Below are 25006 nucleotides of genomic sequence, written 5' to 3' on the forward strand. Positions count from 1 at the left end.
TCCGGTTCGCGATGCCTCAGGCGGCCGCCTGCGCCGCCGCCCGCCGGAGCGTCTCGCGCAGGATGCCCGCCACGTCCAGGATCAGGGCCACCCGGCCGTTGCCCAGGATCGACGATCCCGAGACCCCGGCCACGGCGCCCACCAGCCCGCCCAGCGGCTTGATCACCGTCGAGCTCTCGCCGTGCAGCACGTCCACCGCCACGCCCGCGACCTGCGCGCCGTGCTGCACCACCACCACGTTCTCGCGCTGCGGCGCGGCGCCGCCCACCTTGAAGTGGTCGCGCAGCCGCAGGTACGGGAGCGGCTTCCCGCGGACGTTGATGACGCCCCAGGGCGCGCCGTCCCGCGTCTCCTCCGGCGGCAGCTCCAGGCACTCGGAGACCGCGTCGAGCGGGAGGATGTACGTCTCGCCGCCCACGCCCACCTTGAACCCCTGGATGATGGCGAGGGTGAGCGGGACGCGCAGGGTGATGGCGGTGCCGCGCCCCGGCTCGCTCTCCACCGAGACCGAGCCGCGCAGCGCCTCGATGTTGCGCCGGACCACGTCCATGCCCACGCCGCGGCCGGACAGCTCGGTGACCGCGTCGGCGGTGGACAGGCCCGGCTCGAAGATCAGGCCGGCGGCGTCCTCCGGGCCGACGCGGGCGGGGTCGGAGGCGAGCCCGCGCGCCACCGCCTGCTGCGCGATGCGCCGCACGTCCAGCCCGCGCCCGTCGTCCAGCACCTGCACCACCATGCTGCCCGCGTCGTGGAACGCGCGCAGCGTGAGCGTGCCCACCGGCGGCTTGCCGGCGGCGCGCCGCTCCTCCGGGCGCTCGATGCCGTGGTCGAGCGCGTTGCGGACCATGTGCAGCAGCGGGTCGCGGATGTGCTCGATGACGGCGGTGTCCACCTCGACGTCCTCGCCCTCCATCACCAGCCGGGCCTGCTTCCCCAGGCTGGCGGCGAGGTCGCGCAGCGTCCGCACGTGCTGGTGGAACGTCGGCCCGATGGGCACCATGCGGGCCTTCATGATCAGCTCCTGCAGGTCGAGGTAGAGCCGGTCCGCCTCGCGGTGCGCGTCGAGCGCGTCCTCCGGCGACACGCCGCCGCGCCGCTCCAGCATCTCGCCCAGGCGCCCGCGCGCGATGGCGATCTCGCCGGAGAGGTTGAGCATGCGGTCGAGCTTGCCCACGTCCACGCGGAGCGTGCGCGCGGCCGAGGCGTGCGGCGCGTGCGGCTCGTGCGCGTCCGGCGCCTCGCCGGCGCCCGCGGGCGCGGCGCGCTCGGCCACCGCCGCCCGGGCCGCCTCGGCCAGCCTGGCGCGGAACGCCAGCACCGCCTCCGACGCGGCGTCGCCGCCGGCCGCGGCCTCGGCCACCGCCCGGCGGAGCACGTCCACCGACTGGAGCAGCAGCGTCACGAGCGTGTCGGTGACCGCCAGCGTCCGCTGGCGGAGGCGCTCCAGCACGTCCTCGAGGTCGTGCGCCACGTCGCGGGCGCCGTCGAACGAGACCAGCGAGGCGGCGCCCTTCAGCGTGTGCACGTCGCGGAACAGCGCGTTCAGGAGCTCGTCGTCCTCCGGCGTGCGCTCCAGCGCGAGCAGCTGCTGCTCCATGTGCGCGAAGGTCTCGTCCGCCTCCGCCAGGAACGTGGCGAGCAGCGCCTCGCGGTCGATCTCGAGCTCGTCCATCACCGCTCCCCTACAGCTGCCGCACCCAGGCGGCGCCGTCGTCCACGTGGAAGATGAGCTTGCGGCCCCGCGCGCCGCCGACGTCGCGGTCGAGCACCGGGATGCGGGCCTCGTCGAGCAGGCGCAGCGCGAGCTGCACGTTCTCGTCGCCGAGGTTGCGCGCGCCGCGGAACGCGCCGATGACGCTGGCGCCGCCGAACACCTTCGCGACCAGGCTCGCCCGCCGCGCCCCGGCCCGCACCACCGCCTCGACGAGCTGCGGGACCGCCACGGTGCCGAAGCGCGCCGACTGCTCGCGCTCGACGTGCAGCGGCAGGAGGAAGTGGTTCATCCCGCCCACCCGCGCGACCGGATCGTGCAGGCACACCGCCACGCAGGAGCCCAGCACCGTGACGATGGCGGTCGGCTCGGCCGCCACGGCGATCTGGCCCGCGTGGAGGTACACCTGGGCGCGGCCGCCGCCGCCCGGGGTCTCCCCGGCCGCCGGCGCTGCTCGATCCGGCGCTGCGCCGGTGGTGCGGGTCACGGTCAGCTCGCCGCGCCTGCGCGCTCGGCCTGCGCGCGGAGGTGGAGCGCCAGGCCCGCGTGCGCCGAGAGCAGGTCGAAGACCGCCTGGTCGGACTCGCCCAGCCCCGGCTTGTGGCCGAGCAGGCGGAAGATCGCGAGCACCGCGGTGACGCGGTCGCCGACGCGGAGCGGGATGCAGGCGGTGAGGTCGCGGTCCGCCTCGTCGGGCGAGCCGTCGCGGCCCGCCACGTAGAGCCGGCCGGTCCGGGCGGTGCGGCCGATGGCGCCCTGGCCGAGCTGGACCTCGCGGAGCGGGCCGGGGGCCACGCCGAACGCGTGCGCCAGCACCAGCCGGTCGCCGCGCACCTCGAGCAGCGCCAGCTCCTCGGTGCCCACCACGTTGATGACGATCTCCTGCAGCGCGGTGAGCACCTCGGCGCGCGTGGGGGCGCCGTGGAGCCGCTCCAGCGCGACGAAGAGCTGCGCCAGCTCGGAGTGGCGCTCCTCCACCGCCACGTAGTCGTCCGAGACGCGCTGGTGCTCGGCCTCGATCTCGGCCAGCCGGTCGCGCAGGCGCGCGCGCTCGGCGGTGGCGTGCTCGACCGCCTCGCGCGCCAGGGCGAGCTCGGCCGCGAGCCGCTTCTTCTCGAGGTCCACCGCCGCCGGCGGCGACGGCTCGGCCGCGGCGGGCGGCGGGGTGGCGGCGGAGAGGCGCGACTCGGAGAGCCGCTCCTTCTCGGTCCGGAGCGAGCTGATGAGCTCGCGCAGCTTCTCGTTCACCTGCTGGAGGTCGCGGCCGGTGCCGCCCGGCTTGCCACGGAGGTCGCTCATGGGCGTCGGGCTCCGGCTACTGGCCCAGGCAGCTGCGCACCTTGGCGAGCAGCTCGAGGCCGTTGATGGGCTTGGTGACGTAGTCGGTGCAGCCGCTGGCGTAGCCGGTCTCGACGCTGGCCAGCTCGCCGCGGGTGGTCACCATGATCACCGGGATGGCCGCCGTCTCCTCGTGCTCGCGGAGCTTGCGGCACGCCTCGAAGCCGTCCATGCGCGGCATGACCACGTCCATCAGGATGAGGTCCGGCTTCTCCTCCCGCGCCTTCTCGACCCCCTCCTGGCCGTCGCGCGCCGTGACCACGTCGTACGCGCTCTTCGCGAGGATCATGCGTTCCATGAGCAGCACGGTGCTCGAGTCGTCCACGAGCAGGATCTTCTTCCGCTCCATCTCGCCTCCAGGGTCGGCCCCGCACTCCGTGCAAGCCGGGCACCACGCGGCGTCCCCGCACCACGGGACGGTGTGGGCGGTGGAGGGGGGCGCACACACACCGGGAGGCCGATCGGATTCCCGTGCAACGGCGGCCGGATGGGGCTGCGCCGCGCCGCGCGCCCGGCCGCGTGCGCCGCCGCCGCGGGGGGCGGGGGCCACGCGTACCCGCAGTCAGTGCACCGCGAGCGCGTGCGGGGCCGGGTCGGCGCAGCCCCTCGGGTCGCGCGCGCGTGGGTGGGGCTGCACCTGTCCCGTGCTCACGCGACCGCCCGGACCGCGGACGGCGGGGCCGAGGTGCGTCCCGCGCGCACCGCGCAAGACCGCGGAACGACGGCCCTGCGCGCCTGGTCCGCCCCGTGCTCTCGCAAGCGCGCATGGCCTCGCCCCACCTCGACCTCCTCGCGGCCGCGCTCGCGCTCTGCGCCTCCGCGCCACCCGCGCGCGCCCAGCCCCGCGCCGCGCCGCCGCCCGCCGGCGCGCCGTACGCCATCGTCTACGCAGCGCCGCCGGCCGCCGCGGTCCGCGCCGCCGAGCCGTCCGGCGCGGACGGCGCCCCGGACGCCGAGGTCGCGGCGATCCAGGCCGCGGCCGCCCGCCGGGCGGAGCGCGCCGGCGCCGTCTCGGGCTCGTTCCCGGCGCGCGCACGGCTCGCGGCGCTCCTGCCGCGCATCACCGCCGAGTACCGCCACGAGGAGCAGTCGAACCGCGTGGTGGGGCTGCAGGGCTCGGGCGAGGTGGACTACCTGCGCCTCGCGCCCGGCAACACCTTCCTCGTCCGCGCCTCCTGGGACCTCGGGCGCCTGGTGGCCGCGCCGGGCGAGCTCCAGGCCGCCGCGCAGGACGCGGCGCGCGCGCGGCGCCGCGACGAGGCGGTGGCGCGGGCGACGCGGCTCCACTTCGAGCGGCAGCGGCTCCGGGTGCGGCTGCTGCTCGCGCCGCCGGCGGAGGCGCTGGCGCGGGCCGAGCTGGAGCTCGAGATCGCGCGGCTCGGCGCCGAGCTGGACGCGGTCACCGGCGGCGCCGGGGTGCCGCGGTGAGCGGGCGCCGGGGGTGGGGCACCGCCGCGGCGGTCTGGGCGGCGGCGCTGGCCGCGGGCTGCGGGCTGCCCGAGGCGGCCCCGCACGTCCGGGTGGTCGCGCTCGAGCCGGCCGGGCCCGGCGTGGCGCCGGAGCTGGACGAGGCGGCGGTGACGTTCAGCGCGCCGGTGGACCCCGCCGGCCTCGCCGACGGGGCGCGCCTCGTGCTCGTGCCGGCGGACGCGGTGAAGGCGGCGCTCGAGGCGGTCGAGTCGGAGGAGGGCGCGGCCGGGCTCGCCCAGGCGGTGCCGGCGCGCGCGGCGCTCGACGCGGACGGAGCGCGCGCGGTGCTCCGGCCGGACGCGCCGCTCCGCGCGCACGCGGCGTACGCGCTCGTGCTCTCGTCGCGCGCCCGCGCGGCGGACGGCCGGCCGGTGCTCGACGCCGAGGGCCGGCGCCGGCCGTCGATCGCGTCCTTCGAGACCGGCGCCGCCGCGGGCCCTCCGCCGGCGCCCGTGCTGACCGAGGTCCGCGCCGACGCGGCCACGCCGGAGGCCGGGGGGGAGTACGCGGAGCTCGCGAACCTGGGCGAGGGGCCGCTCGATCTCTACGGCCACCGGCTCGCGAAGCGAACGGCCACGGGCGCGCTCTCCTCCTGCGCGCTCCCGCAGGACGCGGTCATCGCGCCGGGCGAGGTGGTGCTGGTCGCGGGCGGCGCCTACGACGGGCGGTACGCGCTGCCGGCGGGGACGCGCGTGCTCGCCTGCGGCGCCACGGCGCTGCTCGGCGGCGTCGCGAACGACCGCCCGCCGGAGCTGCTCCTGCTCGACGGGCGCGGGGAGACGATGGCGAGCTTCGGGGCGGGCGGCGTGGCGCCGGTGTGCGCGGACGCCGCGGCGGTGAAGCGCGATCCCGCGGGCCCGGACGCCGCGTGGAACCTGGCCTGCGCGGCCGGCTCGCCGGGCGCGCTGTGATCGTCCTCAGCCGGCGTTCTCGGCGATCCACTTGCCGAGCAGCTCGCCCTTCGAGAGGAAGCCGTCGGCGCCGCACTCCGCCACCAGGCGCTGGACCTTCTCCTTGTCCTCGCCCGAGCAGAACAGCACCTTGATCGACCGGAACCGCTCGTTCTTCTTCACGAAGCGGCAGAACTGCCCGCCGTCCACCTTCGGCATGTTGACGTCGAGGAGGATGAGGTCGGGGCGGGTCTGGCGCTTCAGGATGATCGACGTCGCCTTCTCGGCGTCGGGCGCGTAGTGGATCTCGAAGCCCTTCGCCTCGAGCTCCTCCTGCAGCAGGCGAGCGACGATCTCGGAGTCGTCCACGATGAGGACGCGGCGGCGCGCGCCCACCGCGGCGGTGAAGCGCTGCGCGAAGTCGTCGGTGGCCGGCGAGGCCACCGCGCCGTCCAGCGTCAGCTCGGCGGCGGCGCGGGCAAGCTCCTCCTGCGCACCCTCACCCACCAGCAACGACCGGCCGCCGAAGCCGCGATCGCGCAGGAGCGCCGGCGCCTGCCGGGCGCGGCCCGCGTCCACCAGCAGCGCCGCGGCGCCCTGCACGTGCGGCAAGAGCGCGTGCGGTTCGCGCTCCAGCGCCACCTGGTGCCCGGCGGCCTCCAGCGCCATCCCGGTCACCTGTAGGATGATCTCGCTCTCGCAGCAGATGAGGACCTTCACGCGTTCCCTCGGGGCGGGAGAAATTAGCACCGATCTTGCCCGGCCGTCCCACCCTCGCGGATAATCCCGCGCCGAATGGCCGACCCGAAGCCCACCGACGCGACGGGCGCCGACGCCTGGTACTTCTGCCTCCGCCTGCTCGGCGCCCGCTACGCGTTCGAGGCGCCGCTCGTGACCGAGGTCGTGCGCCTGGGCCCGCTCACCCGGCTGCCCGCCGCGCCCGCCTTCCTCCCCGGCGTCTTCACGCACCGTGGCGAGGTGCTGCCCGTGCTCGACATCGGGCTGCTGGTGGGCCACGGCGCCGTCCCCATCCGCGCCAGCACCCGCGCCGCGATCGTGCACTGCGGTCCGTGGAAGGTGGCGGTGGTGACCGAGGGCGTGGAGGGGCTGGTCTCGATCCCGCGGCGCGCCATCGAGCCGCCGCCCGCCGAGTCGTCCGGCGTGGCCGAGTTCCTCTCCGGCGTCGGGCGCGACCGCGCCGGGACGGTGGCGGTGCTCGACCTGCCGCGGCTGGTGGAGACCGCCCGCGCGCGCGCCGTTCCGGCGGGGGGCCCGGCGGCGTGACCGAGCCCACCAGCGAGATCCTGCTGTTCCAGGTGGGCGCGCGCGTGTTCGCGGCGGTGGTGCACGACGCGGTGCGCATCGGCGCGGTCCGCGACGTCCCCGAGGACGACCTGGTGCTGGAGAGCGCGCTGGGCGCGCCGTTCGCGCGCGCGCGCGGCATCGTGGTGGCGAGCCACGAGGGCGCGTCCGAGCGCACGCTGGTGGTGGACCAGGTGGTCGGGGTCCGCAGCGTGCCCGAGGCCGACGTCCAGCCGCTCCCCGCGTTCGCCGCCGCCTGCCTCGTCTCCGGCGCCGTCACCGGCCTCGTCATGCTGGACGAGGCGCCGCTGCTCCTCGTCGATCTCCCCACCCTGGTGCGCGAGCGCTCCCTCGCCGCGCCCGAGCTCACCGCCTGAAGAGGCCCACACCGATGCGCGATCCGTCCGAACTCGACAAGCCGAAGAAGAAGCCCGCCCGCGCCGCGCGGCCCGCCCGCAAGGCGGCCGTCCCCGCCGGCGACGCGCTGCAGGTGGAGGCGTTCCTGCGCTCGTTCGCGGCCGGCGAGCACGGGGCGGCCCGGCTCGACGTCGCCAGCTTCGCCGACCCCATGCTCCGCGGCATCGCCGAGGCCGCCAACGCGGCCGCCGACCACGCGGTGGAGCAGCTGGACACGTCGCGCCACCGCGTGCAGGTCGTCACCGCCGGCGTGGACGAGGCCATCGAGGCGATGATCCGCCTGGTCATCCAGGGCGACCTCTCCGGCACGCTGCGGCTGGGCGTCAGCGACGCGGCGCTCACGCCGCTCATCGCCGGCATCGGCCAGGTGATGGAGACGCTGAAGCGCTTCGTCACCGAGATCCGCGAGGCGGCCCTGCAGCTCTCGACCTCCTCGGCCGAGGTGCTCGCCGCCGCCACGCAGAACGAGTCCTCCACCAGCGCGCAGGCCTCGGCCATCCACGAGACCACCGCCACCATGGAGGAGCTGAAGGGCGCCTCGCACCAGATCGCCGAGAACGCGCAGATGGTGGCCGCCATCGCCGAGCAGACGCTCACCGGGGCGAAGCAGGGCGAGGGCGCCATCAAGTCGTTCATGTCCTCGATGGAGAAGGTGCGGCACAACGCGGTCGAGGTGGACGACGCCATCGCCAAGCTGTCGAAGCGCGTGGAGCGCATCGGCACGGTGGTGGAGGTGATCGACGAGATCGCCGACCGCTCCGACCTGCTCGCGCTGAACGCGGCGCTGGAGGGCGCCAAGGCCGGCGAGGCCGGGCGCGGCTTCTCCATCGTGGCGGCCGAGATGCGCCGGCTCGCCGAGAACGTCCTGGAGTCCACCAAGGAGATCAAGAACCTCATCACCGAGATCCGCGAGGCCACCCACGCCGCCAAGGAGGCGTCGGACGGCAACAAGCGGATGGCGGCCGAGGGCGAGCAGCTCGGCGGGAACGCGATGACGAGCGTCTCCGGCATCCTCTCCGGCATCCAGGAGACCAGCGACGCGGCGCGCGTCATCCACCTCGCCACCCAGCAGCAGCGGACGGCCACCGAGCAGGTGGTGCAGTCCATGTCGGAGATCGAGGAGGTCACCCGCCAGGCGCAGACCGGGTCCAAGCAGGCCACCGGCGCCGCCTCCGAGCTGACCAAGCTGGCCGAGCGGCTCGCCGAGCTGGTGAAGCGCTTCAAGGTCGAGTAGCCGCGGGGCGCCCCGCCGACCGCCGCCGCCATGGGCATCTCCGAAGAGATCCGCCAGAAGCTGCTCCCGCGCTTCCGCGAGACCACCGCGGACCGCGTGGAGAAGATCTCGGCGGCGCTGCTCGAGATCGAGCGCGGCGCCGCGACGCCCGAGGTGCGCGAGGAGCTGGCCCGCGAGCTCCACACGCTGAAGGGCGAGGCCCGCATGATGGGCTTCGCCGGGATCTCCACCGTGGTGCACGCGGCGGAGGACCTCCTGAAGGCGCTCCCGGCGGAGCGCCCGGGCGACCGGATCGACGCGCTGCTGAGCGCGTGCGACACCATCCTGCCCATGCTCGACGCGCCCGCCGACGGCGGCGCGGCCGCGACCGCGCTGGCCGAGCGGATGCGCGCGCTCATCTCCGGCGCGCCGGCGCCGGAGGCTCCCGTGGCGCCCGCCGCCGCACCCGCCGCGGCGGCCCCGGCGCCCGCGTCCGCGCCGCCCGCACCTCCGGTCGCGGCCGCCGACCCCGCCGCCCCGCCGACCGCCGCCCCGCACGCCGAGGAGGCGCCCCGCGCCGAGCTGCGCGGCGACAAGCCCGCCGCGTCCATCCGCGTGGACGTGGACCGCCTCGACGAGATCGCCGCCCTGGCCGGCGACGTGATGGTCGAGGGCGCGCGCGCGATGCGCCGCTCCAAGGACCTGGTCGGCCTGTTCGCCCGCTGGGCGCGCATCTCCGACCGCGTCGTCGCGCTCGCCGAGCGCGTGCGCGACCCGCGCACCGCGAAGATGGTCGAGCAGATCGAGGGCGACGTCCACCTGCTCCGGTCCGACACCTTCCGCTTCGCGCGCGTCCACTCCGAGGCCGCGTCCAGCGCGCACGCGCAGCTCGGCCAGCTCTCCGAGCGCATCGGCGAGGCTCGGCTCATCCCGCTCTCCGGCGTGCTGGCCGGCTTCCCGCGCGCGGTGCGCGACATGGCGCACGAGCAGGCGAAGGAGGTCGAGTGCGTGGTGCGCGGCGCCGAGACCGGGGTGGACAAGTCCATCCTGCTCTCGCTGAACGACCCGCTCGTCCACCTGGTGCGCAACTCGGTGGACCACGGCGTCGAGGCGCCCGACGAGCGCGAGCGGGCCGGCAAGCCGCGGGCCGGGCGCATCACCATCTCGGCGCGGACCGACGGCGACCTGCTCGCGGTGACGGTGGACGACGACGGGCGCGGCATCACCCCGGCGGCGGTGCGCGCCGCGGCGCTGCGCAAGGGGCTCATCGGCGAGCAGCAGGCGGCGAGCCTCTCCTCGCGCGCCGCCCTGGACCTCATCTTCACGCCCGGGTTCTCCACCCGCGAGCAGGCCGGCGAGACCAGCGGCCGCGGGGTGGGGCTCGACGTGGTCCGCAAGCGCGTCACCTCGCTGGGCGGGTCGGTGACGGTGGAGTCGAGCCCGGGCAAGGGCACGCGCTTCACGCTGCGCATGCCGCAGTCGCTGTCGCTCATGAAGGTCCTGCTGGTCCGGATCGACGACGACGTCTACGGCGTCCCGGCGGTGGACGTGGACAGCGTGGGCCGGCTCGACCCGAAGGACACCACCGAGGTGGCCGGCATCCGCGCGGTGCGCTACCGCAACCGGCTCATGCCGGTGGTGGCGCTCGGGCCGCTGCTCTCGCTGAACGGCGGCCCGCGCACGCAGCGCCCCATGGTCGTGTACGTGAGCCACGGCACCGAGGGCGCCGCGGTGGTGGTGGACGGCCTGCACGGCGAGCGCGAGGTGGCGGTGAAGGCCCCGGGCGCGTTCCTGAAGGGCATGCGCTTCGTCACCGGCGCCGCGGCGCTGGAGGACGGGCGCGTGGCGGTGCTGCTCTCCACCCCGGACCTGGTGAACGCCGCGCGCCGGCTCGCCTCGCCCGCCATGACCCGCGGGCGCGACCGCCGCCGGCTCCGCATCCTGCTGGTGGACGACAGCGCCATCGCGCGCGAGGCCGAGGCCGCGCTGCTCCGGTCGCTGGGCCACGAGGTGGACGAGGCGGTGGACGGCGAGGACGGCTGGGCGCGGCTGCAGAACGGCCAGTACCACCTGCTCGTCACCGACGTGCAGATGCCGGTGCTCGACGGCATCGACCTCACCCGCCGGGTGAAGGCGACGCCGCGCTTCGTGAAGCTGCCCATCGTGATCATGTCCTCGCTCTCCGCGCCCGAGGAGCGGCGGCGGGGCGTGGACGCCGGCGCCGACGCGTACCTGGTGAAGGGCGAGCTCGACGCGGAGAGCCTCGCGGTCACGCTCGAGCGGCTGTGCGGGGTCCCCACGTGAGCCTCGCCGGGGGGGACCGGCCCATCCGCGTGCTGGTCGCCGACGACTCGGAGCTGTTCCGCGAGCTGCTCGCGCGCGTCGTCGCGGCCGAGCCCGGCTTCGAGGTGGCGGCGGTCGCGGCGGACGGCGACGCGGCGGCGGCCATGGCCCGCGCGCTGCGGCCGGACGTGGTCACCATGGACCTGCACATGCCCGACGCCGACGGCTACTCGGGCATCGCGCGGATCATGGCGGAGACGCCCACGCCCATCCTGGTGCTCACCGCGAACCCCACCGAGGCGGCGGGCTTCCGCGCCCTCTCGCTGGGCGCGCTCGACATCCTGGAGAAGCCGTCCGCGACCGCCGACCTGGGCGAGTACGGCCGGCTCATCCGCTCGCGGCTGCGCCTGCTCGCCGGCGTGAAGGTGATCCGGCACCTGCGCGGCCTGCGGGAGCGCCGGGACGCCGCGCCGGCCCGCGCCGCGCGCGTCGAGGTGGTGGTGATCGGCGCCTCGCTGGGCGGCCCCCGCGCGCTGGCGGCGGTGCTCCGCGGCCTCCCGCCCGACTTCCCCGCGCCCATCGCGGTGGTGCAGCACATCGCCGACGGCTTCACGGCCGGGCTCGCCGGCTGGCTCGCGCAGGAGTCGCGCCTCGACGTGCGCGAGGCCCGCCACGGGGACCCGCTGCGGGCGGGCAGGGTGCTCATCGCGCCGAGCGGCCGGCACCTGGTCCTCGGCGAGGGCGTGGCGCGGCTCTCCGACGCGCCGCCGGTGGACACCTTCCGCCCCTCGGTGACGCCGCTCTTCACCTCCGCGGCGCGGCAGTACGGGCGCCGCTGCTGCGGCGTGCTGCTCACCGGCATGGGCCGCGACGGGGCCGAGGGGCTGCGGGTCATCAAGGACGCGGGCGGCCCCACGCTGGCGCAGGACGAGGCCACCAGCGCGGTGTTCGGGATGGCGCGCGCCGCGGTGGAGCTGGGCGCGGTGGACCGCGTGCTGCCGGTGGACGAGATCCCGCGCGCGCTCCGGGAGCTGACGCGGTGAAGCCCGTCGCGACCGAGCACCTGCTGGACCTGGCCGCGCTGCTCAAGGAGCGGGTCGGGCTCCACGTGCGCCGCGAGGGCCACTCCGCCCTGCGCATCGCCGTGGCGGCGCGCCTCGAGGGCCTCGCCGCGGTGGCGGACTCCGGCGCGTACCTCGCGCTGCTCCGCTCCGGCGCCGGTGACGAGGAGCTGCGGCGCCTGCTGCCGCTGGTCACGGTGGGCAAGACCAGCTTCTTCCGCGACGAGCGGCAGTTCCGGGCGCTCGACGCGATCCTGCCGGGCCTGCTCGACCGCGCGCGCTCCGGCGGCCGCCGCGTGGGCATCTGGTCCGCCGGCTGCGCCACGGGCGAGGAGCCGTACTCGATCGCCATGGCCGCCGCCGAGGCCGGGGCCAGCCCCGACGACGTCGAGATCCTCGCCACCGACGTGAACCCCGAGGCGGTCGCGTTCGCCGCGCGCGGCGCCTACGAGCCCCGGCGCGTCCGCGAGATCCCCGCGCACTTCCTCGGCCGGCACTTCGACCGCGACGGCGACGCGTTCCACGTGCGCGCCGGCCTGCGCCGCTACCTGCGCGCCATCCGCCCGCACAACCTGGTGTCGTCCGCGTTCCCGCGCCCGGCCGAGGGCGGCTGGGACGTCGTGTTCTGCCGGAACGTCATCATCTACTTCGACACGCCCACCACGCAGGCGGTGCTGGCGCAGTTCCACGAGGCGCTGGCGCCCGGCGGCTACCTGTTCCTCGGCTACTCGGAGTCGCTGTTCCGGCTGTTCGACGGGTTCGAGCTCACCGAGGTCTCCGGCGCGTTCCTGTACCGCCGCCCCGAGGCGCCCACCCGCGCCGGCCCGTCCGCCCCGCTGGCGCCGCCGTCCCGCCCGCACCTGGTGCAGATGCCGGCGGCGCCGCCGCCGGTGCGCCACCTCTCCCTCGCGCCGCCGCCCACCGCGCGCCCCACGGCGCCGGCGCGCGATCCCGAGCCGCTGCCCCTCGCGCCGCAGGAGTACCTGGACGCCGCCGTGGCCCTGTTCGCCGACGGCCGCTTCGGCGCCGCCCGCGAGCTGCTGGAGCGGCTGCTGGAGAAGGGCGGCGACGACCTGGCCGCGCGGCTCACGCTCGCGAACCTGTACGGCGTGCTGCGCCAGCCCGACCGCGCCCGCGCCAGCTACGAGGCCGCGCTCGCGCTCGAGCCGCTCAGCGCGGAGGCGCACCTGTTCTACGGCATCCACCTGCTCTCGGGCGGCGACGCGGAGGCGGCCGCGCTGGAGCTCGCGCGCGCGCTGTTCCTCGACCCGGATCTCGCGCTCGGCCACTACTACCTGGGCCGCTGCCGCGAGGCGCAGCGGGACGTGGTGCGCGCCCGGCTGGCCTACCGCAACGCGCTGGAGGCGTACCGGCGCCGGCCCGACGGACGGGCGCAGGCGTTCCTGGGGTACTATCCGGACATCCCCGAGGACGGCAGCGCGTTCGCGCGCGCGGCCGAGTACGCGCTCGCCGCCCTGTAGCGGCGGCCCGGAGCTCCCGGCGGGAGGCGAATCGACATGGCCGAGAAGAAGCGCATCCTCCTGCTGGACGACTCGGCGATCACGCTCGAGATGGAGAAGGCCGTGCTCGAGGATCGCGGCTACCGCGTCGCCGCCGCCTCGAACCTGCTCGAGTTCCAGGCGCAGCTGGACGGGTTCCAGCCGGAGGTGATCCTCACCGACCTCATGATGCCGGACATCTCGGGCAAGGACATCGTGCGGGTGCTGAAGCAGGACTTCCACACCGAGAAGATCCCCATCATCCTGTTCAGCTCGAAGACCGACGAGGAGCTCGAGCCCATCGCCGAGCAGGCCGGCGCCGACGGCTTCCTCTCCAAGTCGCACGGCATCGAGCGGCTCGGCGACATGGTGGACGAGCTGGTCGAGTCGATCATCTGGTGAACGCCCGCCCGGGCCCCGCCGCCGCCGTCGCGCGGCGCCGCGCCCTGCGCTAGGCTCGGGACCACGCGCCGACGCCGGGCGCCGGGAGGGCCGCTTGCGCGCCTACGAGATCATCCACGCGAAGCGCGACGGCAGGCCCCTGCCCGCGGACGCCATCGCGGCGCTGGTGGACGGGTTCACCCGCGGCGAGGTGCCCGACTACCAGATGGCGGCGTTCTGCATGGCCGTGTTCTTCCGCGGCATGGACGACGGCGAGGTGCGCGCGCTGACCGAGGCGATGCTCCGCTCCGGCGACGTGCTCGACCTGTCCGACATCCCGGGCGCGAAGGTGGACAAGCACTCCACCGGCGGCGTGGGCGACAAGGTCTCGCTCGCGCTCGCGCCGCTCGCGGCGGCCTGCGGCGTCAAGGTGCCGATGATCTCGGGGCGCGGCCTGGGCCACACCGGCGGCACGCTCGACAAGCTGGAGGCGATCCCGGGCTTCCGGGTGGACCTGCCGGTGGAGCGCTTCCGCGCGCTGGTGCGCGAGGTCGGCGCCTGCCTGATCGGGCAGACCGCGCGCCTCGCGCCGGCGGACCGGAAGCTGTACGCGCTGCGCGACGTGACCGCCACGGTGGAGTCGATCCCGCTCATCGCCGCCTCGATCATGTCGAAGAAGCTGGCCGAGGGGATCGACGCGCTCGTGCTCGACGTGAAGGTCGGCTCCGGCGCGTTCATGAAGCGGCCCGAGGACGCGCGCGCGCTGGCGCGCACGCTCGCCGCGATCGGGCGCGGGATGGGCAAGCGCGTCACCGCGCTGCTCACCGCCATGGACCAGCCGCTCGGCCGGGCGGTGGGGAACGCGCTGGAGGTCGCCGAGGTGCTCGAGCTGCTGCGCGGCGGCGGGCCGGCGGACCTGCGCGCGGTGACGGTCGAGCTCACCGCGGAGATGCTGCTCGCCGGCGGGGTCGCGGCGGAGCTCGCCGCGGCGCGCGCGGCGGTGGAGCGCGCCATCGCCGACGGGAGCGGGCTCGCGAAGCTGGAGGAGATCGTGGCGGCGCAGGGCGGCGACGTCGCCGCGATCCGCGACCCGTCGCGGCTGCCGCGCGCCGCGGACCCCTACCCGGTCCCCGCGCCCGCCGCGGGCTTCGTGCAGGCGGTGGACACCGAGGCGGTGGGGCTCGCCGCGGTCGCGCTCGGCGCCGGGCGCGCCCGGGTGGAGGACCCCGTCGATCCGGCGGTGGGCATCCTCGTCGAGCGGAAGCTGGGCGACCGCGTCGAGCGGGGCGAGCCGCTCTGCCTCGTCCACCACGGTCCGCGGAGCGAGCCCCGCGAGCGCATCGTCGCCCGGCTCGCCGGCGCGTACCGCATCGGCCCGGCCGCACCCGCGGCGGCGCCCCTGTTCCTCGAGAGGATGGCATGACCCGGCGCGCCGATCTCTCCACCCGGCTCTCGTACGCGCTCGCCTGGGTGCGCGGCCAGGCCGAGGCCGCCCCCGTCGCCGGCGTCATCCTGGGCTCCGGCCTGTCCGCGTTCGCCGAGCGCCTGCAGCGTCCGGTGGTCATCCCGTACGAGCGCATCCCGGGCTTTCCGGTCGCCAAGGTGGTGGGCCACCCCGGGCGGCTGGTGCTGGGAGCGCTCGAGGCGGAGGGCGGCCCGGTGCCCGTCGCCGCCATGCAGGGGCGGGTGCACGCGTACGAGGGCTGGTCGCCGGAGGACGTCGCCTTCGGCGCCCGGGTGCTGTGCGGCCTCGGCATCCGCGCGCTGCTCGTCACCAACGCGGCCGGCGGGGTGAACCCCGCGCTCGGGCCCGGCGACCTGGTGCGCATCACGGATCACCTGAACCTCTCCGGCCAGAACCCGCTCGTCGGCGAGAACCTGGACCGGCTCGGGCCGCGCTTCCCGGACATGTCCGAGGCCTACGACGAGCGGCTGGGCGGGCTGCTGGACGCGATCGCGGCGGAGCTCGGGTTCCCGCTGGGCCGCGGGGTGTACGCCTGCATGCTCGGACCCTCGTACGAGACGCCCGCCGAGGTGCGCATGCTCCGCGCGCTCGGCGCGGACCTGGTGGGCATGTCCACCGTCCCGGAGGTGATCGCGGCGCGCCACATGGGCGTTCCGGTGGCGGGGCTGTCGGTGGTGACGAACCACGCCGCCGGGCTGGTGCGGAAGCCGCTGACGCACGCGGAGGTGGCCGCGACCGCCGACCGCGTCAGGGACCGGCTGGGGGCGCTGGTGTCGGCGTTCCTCGCACGGGCCGGGCGTTGATGGCGCCGCCGGGCGCTGCTAGCCTCGCGATCCCGAGGTGAAGCGCATGCGTGAGCCGAACGCGGCAGGTGGACCGGCGGTGACGCCGGAGGCGGATCGACGCGACAGCGGCCGGGTGCCGCTGGAGCTGCTGGTGCGCGACGCCGCGCTGGGCGGCTCCTTCGAGCCGCGCCGGGGCAACCTGGCGCTGGGCGGCGTGTACTTCGACGGCCTCCACCCGCCCGAGGGCAGCCGGTTCGAGCTGCGCTTCATCCTGCCCGGCCACGGCGGGGAGATCCGCGCGGTGGCCGAGGTGCTCGGGGTCACGCGCGAGGACGAGCGCTTCGGAACCCACCTGCGCTTCGTGGAGATCCCGCTCGGCGCGGAGCTCGCCATCGCGCGCTTCCTCCAGCAGGCCTGAGCGCGTGGCGCCCCGGGCCCGGTCCCACGGCGAGCTCGTCCGTGCCGCGCGCGCCGCGCGCGGCCGCGCCTACGCCCCGTACTCGCGCTTCCGGGTGGGGGCGGCGGTGCGCGCCGGCGGGGCCATTCACGCAGGGTGCAACGTCGAGAACGCGAGCTACGGCCTCACCGTCTGCGCCGAGCGCGCCGCGGTCGCCGCGGCCGTCGCCGCCGGGGCACGCCGGCTGGACGCGGTGGTGGTGGCGAGCGGCACGAGCCCGCCGACGCCGCCCTGCGGCGCGTGCCTCCAGACGCTCGCCGAGTTCGGCGGGCCGGACCTCCCGGTGGTGCTCGCCGGCGCGCGCGGCGCCCGCGTCGAGACCACCCTCGGCGCGCTGCTCCCCAGCGCGTTCGGGCGCCGGTTCCTGTAGGCCGCGCGCCCGGCCCGCGCGCGCGGGCGAACGGCCCGCACGCGCGCGCGATTGACGCCGCCGGCCCCCGGCCCTATGAACGGCGGCGTGCAGGTCTTCCGCTCCCTCGAGCAGGCGGCCGCCGCGGGCGTGCTCCGCGGCGGCGCGGTCGCGATCGGGAACTTCGACGGCGTCCACCTCGGGCACCAGAAGCTCGCGGAGGTGGCGCGCGCCTGGGCCGCCTCGCGCGGCCGCAACGCCGGCGTGCTCACCTTCGAGCCGCACCCGGTCCGCGTGCTCCGGCCGCAGCTCGCCCCGCGGGTGATCACGCCGCTGCCGCGCAAGCTCGAGCTGCTCGCCGGCCTCGGGCTGGACGCCGCGGTGGTCCAGCCGTTCGACCTCGGCTACGCCGGCACGCCCGCGGCCGAGTTCACGGCGCGCGACCTGGCCGGCCGGCTCGAGGTGGCCGACGTGGTGGTGGGCTGGGACTTCACCGCGGGCCGCGACCGGGCCCGCGTGGACGCGCTCCGCCCGCTGCTGGAGCGGCACGGCATCTCGCTCCACGTGGTGGACCCGGTCACGGTGGACGGCCTGGTGGTCTCGTCCACCAAGGTCCGCGAGTTCCTGCGCGAGGGGAACGTGGAGGCGGCCGCGCAGCTGCTGACGCGCCCCTACGACCTCGACGGCGAGGTGGCGCGCGGGGCCGGCCGCGGGCGCGGCTTCGGGTTCCCCACCGCGAACGTGGCGACCACGGGCCTGCTCCCCGCGAACGGCGTCTACGTGGTCCGCGCGGAGCTGGGCGGCGCGCACCGCGAGACCGGCCTGTCCGGCGCCTCGGTCCACGGCGGCGTGTGCAACGTGGGCGTGAAACCCACCGTGGAGTCGGGGGCGTCGCCCGTCGCCGAGGCGCACCTGTTCGACTTCGACGGCCGGGACCTCTACGGCACCCCCATGCGGCTCGCCTTCCTGGCGCGCCTGCGCGACGAGCAGCGCTTCCCGTCGGTGGAGGCGCTGCGCGCGCAGATCGCCCGCGACGTCGAGGCGGCGCACCGGGTGCTCGCGGGCTGAGCCGCGCCGGCGCCGGTCGGGTCCGATGTAGGGACGGTGGCGCTTTCTCCTTGCAAATCGCGGGCTTCGACCTGGCCCGTTCCTTGACCCTCCCAGGAAGCGCCTGTTAAGGTCGCTGCGCTCCCCGCGCGGATCCCGCCGCGCTCCGGCGAACGCAACGAGGTCAAAGACGACATGTCCGGACGGCTCGGCGAACTGCTGGTGCGGGAGAACCTCATCTCCCTGCAGCAGCTGCAGAAGGCCCAGGACGAGCAGCGCAAGACCGGAGGGCGCATCGGCTCGCTGCTCGTGAAGCAGGGCGCGATCGCCGAGAGCGACCTCACCGGCTTCCTCTCGAAGCAGTACGGCGTCCCGGCGATCTCGCTGAAGGACTTCGACATCGACGAGGAGGTGCTGAAGCTCGTCCCCAAGGCGACCGCGGAGAAGCACCAGGTCATCCCGGTGAACCGCGCCGGCTCCTCGCTCATCGTGGCGATGAGCGACCCGTCCAACATCTTCGCCATCGACGACGTCAAGTTCCTCACCGGCTACAACGTCGAGGTGGTGGTCGCCTCCGAGCAGGCCATCCGCGAGGCGATCGAGAAGTACTACGCGGAGAAGGGGCCCGATCTCGACGAGGTGATGCAGGGCTTCGACGACTCCGAGGTCGCGATCATCGAGGCCGACGGCGACGACATGAACGTCGTCGACCTCGAGAAGAGCGCGGAGGAGGCGCCGGTCGTCAAGCTGGTGAACCTCATCCTGCTCGACGCCATCAAGAAGGGCGCCTCGGACATCCACGTCGAGCCCTACGAGAAGGACTTCCGCGTCCGCTTCCGCATCGACGGCGTGCTGTACGAGGTGATGAAGCCGCCCATGAAGCTGCGGAACGCCATCATCTCGCGCCTGAAGATCATGTCGGAGCTCGACATCTCCGAGCGCCGGCTGCCGCAGGACGGGCGCATCAAGCTGAAGCTGGGCAAGGGCAAGGAGATGGACTTCCGCGTCTCCATCTGCCCGACGCTGTTCGGCGAGAAGGTGGTGATGCGCCTCCTCGACAAGTCGAACCTGCAGCTCGACATGACGAAGCTCGGGTTCGAGGAGCAGCAGCTCAAGGACTTCATGGAGGCGATCGACCGGCCGTACGGCATGGTGCTCGTCACCGGCCCCACCGGCTCCGGCAAGACCACCACGCTCTACTCGGCGCTCTCCAAGCTGAACGAGGTCGCCTGGAACATCTCCACCGCCGAGGACCCGGTGGAGTTCAACTTCTTCGGCATCAACCAGGTCCAGATGCACGAGGACATCGGCCTCAACTTCGCGGCCGCGCTGCGCAGCTTCCTGCGGCAGGACCCCGACATCATCATGGTCGGCGAGATCCGCGACTTCGAGACCGCCGAGATCGGCGTGAAGGCGGCGCTCACCGGCCACCTCGTGCTCTCCACGCTGCACACCAACGACGCGCCCGGCACCGTCTCCCGCCTCCTCAACATGGGCATCGAGCCGTTCCTGGTGACCGCGTCGCTGAACGCGATCGTGGCGCAGCGGCTCTGCCGCCGGCTCTGCCCGGAGTGCCGCAAGCCGGTGGCGCCCGACGAGCAGGCGCTGCTCGACGCCGGGTTCCCCGCCGAGCAGATCGGCTCGTTCCAGGTGTACGAGCCGGGCGGCTGCAAGGCCTGCAACGACCGCGGCTACAAGGGGCGCGTGGCGGTGTACGAGGTGATGCCGCTCTGGGACGGGCTGAAGGAGCTCGTGATCCAGGGCTGCTCCGCCGCCGAGCTGAAGCAGGAGGCGATCCGCCTCGGCTTCCACACGCTGCGCATGAGCGCGCTCAACAAGGTGAAGTCCGGCATGACCAGCCTCGCCGAGGCGGTCGGCAACACCGCGCCGGACAAGTTCTAGGAGGCGGTCCCCCTTGGCGAACCTGCACCAGCTCCTGAAGGCCATGGTCGAGAAGGGGGCCTCCGACCTCCACGTCACCACCGGCTCCCCGCCCCAGCTCCGCATCGACGGCAAGCTGGTGCCGCTCAAGACCCCGCCGCTCTCGCCGGTCGAGACGAAGCAGCTCTGCTACTCGATCCTGACCGACGCGCAGAAGCACAAGTTCGAGGAGGAGAGCGAGCTCGACCTCTCCTTCGGCGTGAAGGGGCTCTCCCGCTTCCGCGCCAACGTCTTCATGCAGCGCGGCGCGGTCGCCGGCGCGTTCCGCACCATCCCGTTCAAGATCCTCACCTTCCAGGAGCTGGGCCTGCCGCCCATCGTGGCCGAGCTGGCCAGGAAGCCGCGCGGCCTGGTGCTCGTCACCGGCCCCACCGGCTCCGGCAAGTCCACCACGCTCGCGTCGATCATCGACAAGATCAACACCGACCGGCACGAGCACATCATCACGATCGAGGATCCGATCGAGTACCTGCACCCGCACAAGAACTGCGTGGTGAACCAGCGCGAGGTCGGGGCGGACACCGCCTCGTTCAAGAAGGCGCTCAAGTACATCCTCCGCCAGGATCCCGACGTCGTGCTGGTCGGCGAGATGCGCGACCTCGAGACCATCGAGGCGGCGCTGGTGATCTCCGAGACCGGCCACCTCGCGTTCGCGACGCTGCACACGAACAGCGCGGTCCAGACCATCAACCGCATCCTCGACGTCTTCCCGCCCTACCAGCAGCCGCAGGTCCGCGCGCAGCTCTCCTTCGTGCTGGAGGGCGTGCTCACCCAGAACCTGCTGCCCAGGGCCGGCGGCCCCGGCCGCGTGCTCATCATCGAGGTGATGGTCCCGAACCCCGCCATCCGGAACCTCATCCGCGAGGACAAGGTGCACCAGGTCTACTCGCAGATGCAGGTCGGCCAGGCCAAGTTCGGCATGCAGACCTTCAACCAGAGCCTCGCGATGGCGTTCGCGAAGCGCCTCATCACGCTGGAGGAGGCGCTCGGCCGCTCCTCGGACGCCGAGGAGCTGAAGAACATCATCGCGAGCGGCGCCGCGCTGCGCGGCCCGCCGCAAGGTGCGGCGCGGTAGGCGCCCCGGATTCGACCCGATCCCACCCCCGCGCTAGGATGCGGGGGCCGTCGCTTCGTGAGGAGACCATGGCCCAGGCCGCAGCCGCGAACGTGAAGACCCGGGCAGCCACGCCGGCCAAGGTGTGGAAGTGGTCCGGCAAGACCCGGCAGGGCGAGGTGCGCTCCGGCGAGATGGAGGCGCAGGACGCCGCCGCCGTGCAGGCCCGCCTCCGGCAGATGGGCATCGAGCCGGAGAAGGTGCGCAGGAAGCCGAAGGAGATCCAGCTCAAGATCCCGGGGTTCGGCGGCGTCACCACCAAGGACCTGCTCGTCTTCACCCGCCAGTTCTCGGTGATGATCGACGCCGGCTTGCCGCTGGTGCAGGCGCTCGACATCATCGCGACCCAGGCCGACAACGTCGAGTTCCGCAAGGTCCTCTCGACGGTCAAGGTCAAGGTCGAGTCGGGCTCGACCTTCGCAGACGCGCTCGGGGAGCACCCGAAGGTCTTCGACGAGCTGTTCGTGCAGCTCGTCCGCGCCGGAGAGATCGGCGGCATCCTCGACACCATCCTGCAGCGCCTCGGCGCGTACATCGAGAAGAACGAGAAGCTGAGCCGCCGGGTGAAGGGCGCGATGGTGTACCCGGCCATCGTGCTCACCGTCGCGGTCAGCGTGGTGGGGATCCTGATCGCGTTCGTGGTCCCGACCTTCGAGAAGATGTTCAAGGACTTCGGCGGCGCGATGCCGGCGCCGACGCAGCTGCTCATCGACATCTCGCACGGGTTCCGGAACTACTGGTTCGTCTACGTCGGCGTGCCGGTCGGCCTGTTCGTCGCGTTCAAGGCCGCCACGCGGAAGGGGCGGGGCCAGGAGATCTGGCACGACACGGTGCTGAAGTTGCCGGTGTTCGGGCCGCTCGTCCGCAAGGTGGCGGTGGCGCGGTTCACGCGCACGCTCGGCACGATGCTGTCCTCGGGCGTGCCGATCCTCGACGCGCTCGAGATCGTGGCGAAGTCGGCCGGCAACCGGACCATCGAGCGGGGCATCCTGTACGTCCGCGCCAAGATCTCCGAAGGGAAGAACATCGCCGGCCCGCTCGCCGAGACCAAGGTGTTCCCGGCCATGGTGGTGCAGATGATCGGCGTGGGCGAGGCCACCGGCGCGATGGACGCCATGCTCAACAAGATCGCCGACTTCTACGACGACGAGGTGGACGTCGCGGTCGGCGCGCTCACCAGCATGATCGAGCCGCTCATGATGGTGTTCCTGGGCGGGACCGTCGGGTTCTTCATGATCGCGATGTACATGCCGATCTTCAACATCGCCGGGACCATCAAGTAGGCGACGGGACAGGATGAGCGGGTCCGGGGCAGAGCCGGGGCTTCATCGAAAGCTCGTCTGGCTCACCTTCTTCCGCCTGGTGACCGTCACCGTGCTGCTCGGCGGCACGGCGCTGGTCGGCTGGCAGGTCGGTGGTGAGGCGGGTGGCTACCTCGCGCCGCTCTACGGCGTGGTCGGCGCGACGTACGCGGGCTCGCTGGTCTTCGCCGTCGCCCTGCGCCGCAACACCGGCCTGGTCGCGGTCGCGTACGTGCAGATCGCGCTCGACGTCGCGATCGCGACGGCGGTGGGGGCGCTCACCGGCGGCGTCGAGAGCGTGTTCGTCTTCATGTTCTCGCTGGCGGTCGTGAACGGCGCGATCCTGCTCTACCGCCGCGGCGCGATGGCCGCGGCCGGGATGGCGCTGCTCGGCTACCTGGTGATGCTCGCCGCCACCTGGCGGCCCGGGGCCGTGCCGGTCGTGACCGTTTTCGCGCACGGCACCGCGTTCCTGGTCACGGCTGCGCTGGCGTCGTACCTCGCCGAGATGCTCCGCAGCGCGGGCGAGCGCCTGGCCGAGCGGGAGGGCGATCTCGAGGCCATCACCGCGCTGCACGAGTCCATCGTGCAGTCGCTGACCAGCGGGCTCGTGACGGTGGATCGGGCCGAGCGCGTGACCTTCCTCAACGCCGCGGCGGAGCAGGTGACCGGGATCCCCATGGAGCGGGCGCTCGGGCAGCCGGTCCGGGAGGTGCTGCCGTTCCAGGCCGGGACCGGGCGCGACGAGATCGAGTGGGTGAACGCGCGCGGGGAGCGGCTCACGCTCGGGTACACCATGTTCCCGCTGGTGGGGCGCGGCGGCACCGGGATCGGGTCGGCCGCCATCTTCCAGGATCTCACGCGTCTCCGCACGATGGAGCAGGCCTTCCAGCGCAGCGAGCGGCTCGCGGACCTGGGCCGCGTGGCCGCGGGCCTGGCGCACGAGCTGCGCAACCCCCTGGCCTCCATGGCAGGCTCGGTGGAGCTGCTGCGCGCGCAGGCGGCGCCCGACGGAGACGAGCGGCGGCTCCTCGACATCGTGCTGCGCGAGGCGTCCCGGCTCGACGAGCTGGTGACGGAGTTCCTGCGCTTCGCGCGCCCGGCCCCGCTGCGACCGGGCTCCGTGGAGCTGTCCGGCCTCCTCGACGACGCGCTCCGGGTGTTCGCGCACGATCCCGCCGCCGTGGGGCTCCTCGTGGCGCGCTCGCTGGACCCGGCGCCGGCGGCCTGCGATCCCGATCAGATCCGCCAGGTGGTCTGGAACCTCCTGCGGAACGCCGCCCAGGCGCTGGGCGACGGGCGAGGCGCGCGCATCGAGGTCTCCTGCGGCGTCGAGGACGGCGGCGCCTGGTTCGCCGTCGGGGACGACGGTCCCGGGATCCCGGCGGCGGAGCTGGAGCGCATCTTCCTCCCGTTCCACACCACCAAGGAGCGCGGCACGGGGCTCGGGCTCGCGGTCGTGCAGCGAATCGTGGACGCGCACGGCGGCCGCGTCGAGGTCCGCTCGACGCCGGGCGAGGGCGCCCGGTTCACCGTCCACCTGCCCGGCCCCGCGGGCGTCGCGCAGACGGGGTAGGATCCGGTCGCCATGGCGAAGATCCTGGTGGTGGACGACGAGCAGTCGATGCGCGAGTTCCTCGAGATCCTGCTCCGCAAGCAGGGCCACGAGGTGGTCGCGGCCGCGAGCCTCGAGGGCGCGCTCGCGTGCGCCGCCGATGGCGATCTCGATCTCGTGGTGTCCGACCTGCGCCTGGGCGCGGAGAGCGGCATCCAGCTGCTCCAGGCGGTGAAGCGCGAGGCGCCCGGCACCGAGGTGATCATCCTCACCGCGTTCGCGACCACCGAGAACGCCATCCAGGCGATGAAGCTCGGCGCCTACGACTACGTGCTGAAGCCCTTCAAGGTGGAGGAGCTGAAGCTGGTGGTCGAGAAGGCGCTCGAGCGCCGGGGCCTGGTCGCCGAGAACCGGGTGCTGCGGCACACGGTGGGCCGGCGTGGCGGCGACGGGCAGGACGCCGAGCTCATCGGGCGGTCTCCCGCCATCGAGGAGGTCCGCGCCCTCGTGGAGAAGCTGGCGCGCACCCGGACCACGGTGCTCATCAGCGGCGAGAGCGGGACCGGCAAGGAGGTGGTGGCGCGCGCCATCCACGCCCGCGCCGGGCACCGGCAGCCGTTCGTCGCGATCAACTGCGGGGCGATCCCCGAGGGCCTGATCGAGAGCGAGCTGTTCGGCCACCAGAAGGGCAGCTTCACCGGCGCGACCGAGGCGAAGGCGGGGCTCTTCGAGGTCGCCGGGGCCGGGACGCTGTTCCTGGACGAGGTCGGCGAGCTGCCGCCGCCCGTGCAGGTGAAGCTCCTGCGCGCGCTGCAGGAGCGGAAGATCCGCCGGGTGGGCGGGAGCGCCGACCTGGGCTTCTCCGCGCGCATCGTCGCCGCCACCAACCGCGACCTGGCCGAGGAGGTCCGGACGGGCCGGTTCCGCGAGGACCTCTACTACCGGCTCAACGTCATCCAGCTCCGCATGCCCGCCCTGCGCGAGCGGCGCGAGGACCTGCCGCTGTTCGTCGAGCACTTCCTGGCGCGGTTCGCCGAGGAGCAGGGCCGGACGCGGCCGGCGCTGAGCTCCGAGGCGGAGCGGCTGCTCCTGGCGCACGACTACCCCGGGAACGTGCGGGAGCTCGCCAACGTGGTCGAGCGCGCGCTCACCCTCTGCGAAGGAGGCCGGATCCTCGCGGGGGACCTCCCGCCCGCCCTGCGCGGCGCGTCCGCGACCGCTTCGGCGGCGGGCGCCCCTGCGCTGCCCGAGACCGGGATGGACCTCCAGGCGCATCTCGACGCGATCGAGCGCGCCCTGCTGGAGCAGGCGCTGGAGCGCACCGGCGGCGTCAAGACCGAGGCCGCGCGCGTGCTCTCGCTCACCTTCCGCTCGCTGCGTTACCGCCTGGCCAAGTTCGGGATCGCCGGCCGCTGAGCCGCCGGCGA

General features: G+C 74.4%; 24 protein-coding genes. 19 read left to right on the plus strand and 5 right to left on the minus strand.

Annotated features, from left to right (window positions below):
* Positions 1 to 16: 16 nt before the first annotated feature.
* Genes ADEH_RS03095 through ADEH_RS03110 form a run of 4 tightly spaced genes read right to left on the minus strand, consistent with a single transcriptional unit; the run spans position 17 to position 3398 of the window.
* Positions 17 to 1672 carry a chemotaxis protein CheA gene (locus ADEH_RS03095; RefSeq protein WP_011419662.1) on the minus strand — a complete coding sequence of 552 codons (1656 nt, stop codon included), beginning with the start codon at positions 1670 to 1672 and terminating at the stop codon, positions 17 to 19.
* Between the two features lie 10 nt (positions 1673 to 1682).
* Positions 1683 to 2198, minus strand: coding sequence for a chemotaxis protein CheD (locus ADEH_RS03100; protein WP_011419663.1), 516 nt, complete (start codon positions 2196 to 2198; stop codon positions 1683 to 1685).
* Between the two features lie 2 nt (positions 2199 to 2200).
* Positions 2201 to 3010: a GAF domain-containing protein gene (locus tag ADEH_RS03105; protein ID WP_011419664.1), complete on the minus strand. Its 810-nt coding sequence runs from the start codon at positions 3008 to 3010 to the stop codon at positions 2201 to 2203.
* Positions 3011 to 3026: 16 nt separating this feature from the next.
* A complete protein-coding gene (locus tag ADEH_RS03110) occupies positions 3027 to 3398 on the minus strand; it encodes a response regulator (protein WP_011419665.1) in 372 nt (123 codons plus the stop codon).
* 416 nt (positions 3399 to 3814) lie between these two features.
* On the opposite strand from ADEH_RS03110, the gene ADEH_RS03115 reads away from it, so the two are divergent.
* Both ADEH_RS03115 and ADEH_RS03120 read left to right on the plus strand, forming a co-directional pair.
* Positions 3815 to 4477: a hypothetical protein gene (locus tag ADEH_RS03115; RefSeq protein ID WP_011419666.1), complete on the plus strand. Its 663-nt coding sequence runs from the start codon at positions 3815 to 3817 to the stop codon at positions 4475 to 4477.
* Positions 4474 to 5430: a lamin tail domain-containing protein gene (locus tag ADEH_RS03120; RefSeq protein ID WP_011419667.1), complete on the plus strand. Its 957-nt coding sequence runs from the start codon at positions 4474 to 4476 to the stop codon at positions 5428 to 5430. Before ADEH_RS03115 ends, ADEH_RS03120 begins: the two co-directional genes overlap by 4 nt.
* 6 nt (positions 5431 to 5436) lie before the next feature.
* Here ADEH_RS03120 and ADEH_RS03125 read toward each other — a convergent pair whose 3' ends face one another.
* Positions 5437 to 6129 carry a response regulator gene (locus tag ADEH_RS03125; protein ID WP_041453295.1) on the minus strand — a complete coding sequence of 231 codons (693 nt, stop codon included), beginning with the start codon at positions 6127 to 6129 and terminating at the stop codon, positions 5437 to 5439.
* A gap of 75 nt (positions 6130 to 6204) precedes the next feature.
* Here ADEH_RS03125 and ADEH_RS03130 point away from each other — a divergent pair, with 75 nt between their 5' ends.
* From ADEH_RS03130 to ADEH_RS03210, 17 genes are all read left to right on the plus strand, one after another.
* Positions 6205 to 6693 (plus strand): chemotaxis protein CheW, encoded by a 489-nt coding sequence (locus ADEH_RS03130; protein ID WP_011419669.1) that lies wholly within the window; start codon positions 6205 to 6207, stop codon positions 6691 to 6693.
* Positions 6690 to 7088, plus strand: coding sequence for a chemotaxis protein CheW (locus tag ADEH_RS03135; protein WP_011419670.1), 399 nt, complete (start codon positions 6690 to 6692; stop codon positions 7086 to 7088). The genes ADEH_RS03130 and ADEH_RS03135 overlap by 4 nt, the downstream gene beginning before the upstream one ends.
* Before the next feature lie 14 nt (positions 7089 to 7102).
* A complete protein-coding gene (locus ADEH_RS03140; RefSeq protein ID WP_011419671.1) occupies positions 7103 to 8362 on the plus strand; it encodes a methyl-accepting chemotaxis protein in 1260 nt (419 codons plus the stop codon).
* Between the two features lie 30 nt (positions 8363 to 8392).
* The gene (locus tag ADEH_RS03145) at positions 8393 to 10645 is read left to right on the plus strand and encodes a hybrid sensor histidine kinase/response regulator (RefSeq protein ID WP_011419672.1); all 2253 of its coding nucleotides are present in this window, start codon (positions 8393 to 8395) and stop codon (positions 10643 to 10645) included.
* Positions 10642 to 11667 carry a chemotaxis-specific protein-glutamate methyltransferase CheB gene (gene cheB / locus ADEH_RS03150; RefSeq protein WP_011419673.1) on the plus strand — a complete coding sequence of 342 codons (1026 nt, stop codon included), beginning with the start codon at positions 10642 to 10644 and terminating at the stop codon, positions 11665 to 11667. The genes ADEH_RS03145 and cheB overlap by 4 nt, the downstream gene beginning before the upstream one ends.
* Positions 11664 to 13166: a CheR family methyltransferase gene (locus tag ADEH_RS03155; protein WP_011419674.1), complete on the plus strand. Its 1503-nt coding sequence runs from the start codon at positions 11664 to 11666 to the stop codon at positions 13164 to 13166. The genes cheB and ADEH_RS03155 overlap by 4 nt, the downstream gene beginning before the upstream one ends.
* Before the next feature lie 36 nt (positions 13167 to 13202).
* Complete coding sequence (locus ADEH_RS03160) at positions 13203 to 13586, plus strand: response regulator (RefSeq protein WP_011419675.1); 384 nt, start codon at positions 13203 to 13205, stop codon at positions 13584 to 13586.
* A gap of 94 nt (positions 13587 to 13680) precedes the next feature.
* Positions 13681 to 14988: a thymidine phosphorylase gene (locus ADEH_RS03165; protein WP_011419676.1), complete on the plus strand. Its 1308-nt coding sequence runs from the start codon at positions 13681 to 13683 to the stop codon at positions 14986 to 14988.
* Positions 14985 to 15833, plus strand: a complete 849-nt coding sequence (locus ADEH_RS03170; RefSeq protein ID WP_011419677.1) for a purine-nucleoside phosphorylase — start codon at positions 14985 to 14987, stop codon at positions 15831 to 15833. Before ADEH_RS03165 ends, ADEH_RS03170 begins: the two co-directional genes overlap by 4 nt.
* Before the next feature lie 46 nt (positions 15834 to 15879).
* Positions 15880 to 16233: a PilZ domain-containing protein gene (locus ADEH_RS03175; protein WP_011419678.1), complete on the plus strand. Its 354-nt coding sequence runs from the start codon at positions 15880 to 15882 to the stop codon at positions 16231 to 16233.
* 4 nt (positions 16234 to 16237) lie between these two features.
* Complete coding sequence (locus tag ADEH_RS03180; protein ID WP_011419679.1) at positions 16238 to 16642, plus strand: cytidine deaminase; 405 nt, start codon at positions 16238 to 16240, stop codon at positions 16640 to 16642.
* Positions 16643 to 16717: 75 nt separating this feature from the next.
* Complete coding sequence (ribF, locus tag ADEH_RS03185) at positions 16718 to 17689, plus strand: riboflavin biosynthesis protein RibF (protein ID WP_011419680.1); 972 nt, start codon at positions 16718 to 16720, stop codon at positions 17687 to 17689.
* 174 nt (positions 17690 to 17863) lie between these two features.
* Positions 17864 to 19570 (plus strand): type IV-A pilus assembly ATPase PilB, encoded by a 1707-nt coding sequence (gene pilB / locus ADEH_RS03190; RefSeq protein ID WP_011419681.1) that lies wholly within the window; start codon positions 17864 to 17866, stop codon positions 19568 to 19570.
* Positions 19571 to 19583: 13 nt separating this feature from the next.
* Positions 19584 to 20684: a type IV pilus twitching motility protein PilT gene (locus ADEH_RS03195; protein WP_011419682.1), complete on the plus strand. Its 1101-nt coding sequence runs from the start codon at positions 19584 to 19586 to the stop codon at positions 20682 to 20684.
* 68 nt (positions 20685 to 20752) lie between these two features.
* Positions 20753 to 22006 (plus strand): type II secretion system F family protein, encoded by a 1254-nt coding sequence (locus tag ADEH_RS03200; RefSeq protein WP_011419683.1) that lies wholly within the window; start codon positions 20753 to 20755, stop codon positions 22004 to 22006.
* A 13-nt stretch (positions 22007 to 22019) separates the two neighbouring features.
* The gene (locus ADEH_RS03205; RefSeq protein WP_011419684.1) at positions 22020 to 23600 is read left to right on the plus strand and encodes a two-component system sensor histidine kinase NtrB; all 1581 of its coding nucleotides are present in this window, start codon (positions 22020 to 22022) and stop codon (positions 23598 to 23600) included.
* A gap of 12 nt (positions 23601 to 23612) precedes the next feature.
* On the plus strand, positions 23613 to 24995 hold the full coding sequence (locus ADEH_RS03210) for a sigma-54-dependent transcriptional regulator (protein WP_011419685.1): 1383 nt from the start codon (positions 23613 to 23615) through the stop codon (positions 24993 to 24995).
* The last annotated feature ends 11 nt before the right edge of the window (positions 24996 to 25006 follow it).

The sequence above is a fragment of the Anaeromyxobacter dehalogenans 2CP-C genome, from assembly GCF_000013385.1.
Lineage (GTDB): Bacteria > Myxococcota > Myxococcia > Myxococcales > Anaeromyxobacteraceae > Anaeromyxobacter > Anaeromyxobacter dehalogenans_B.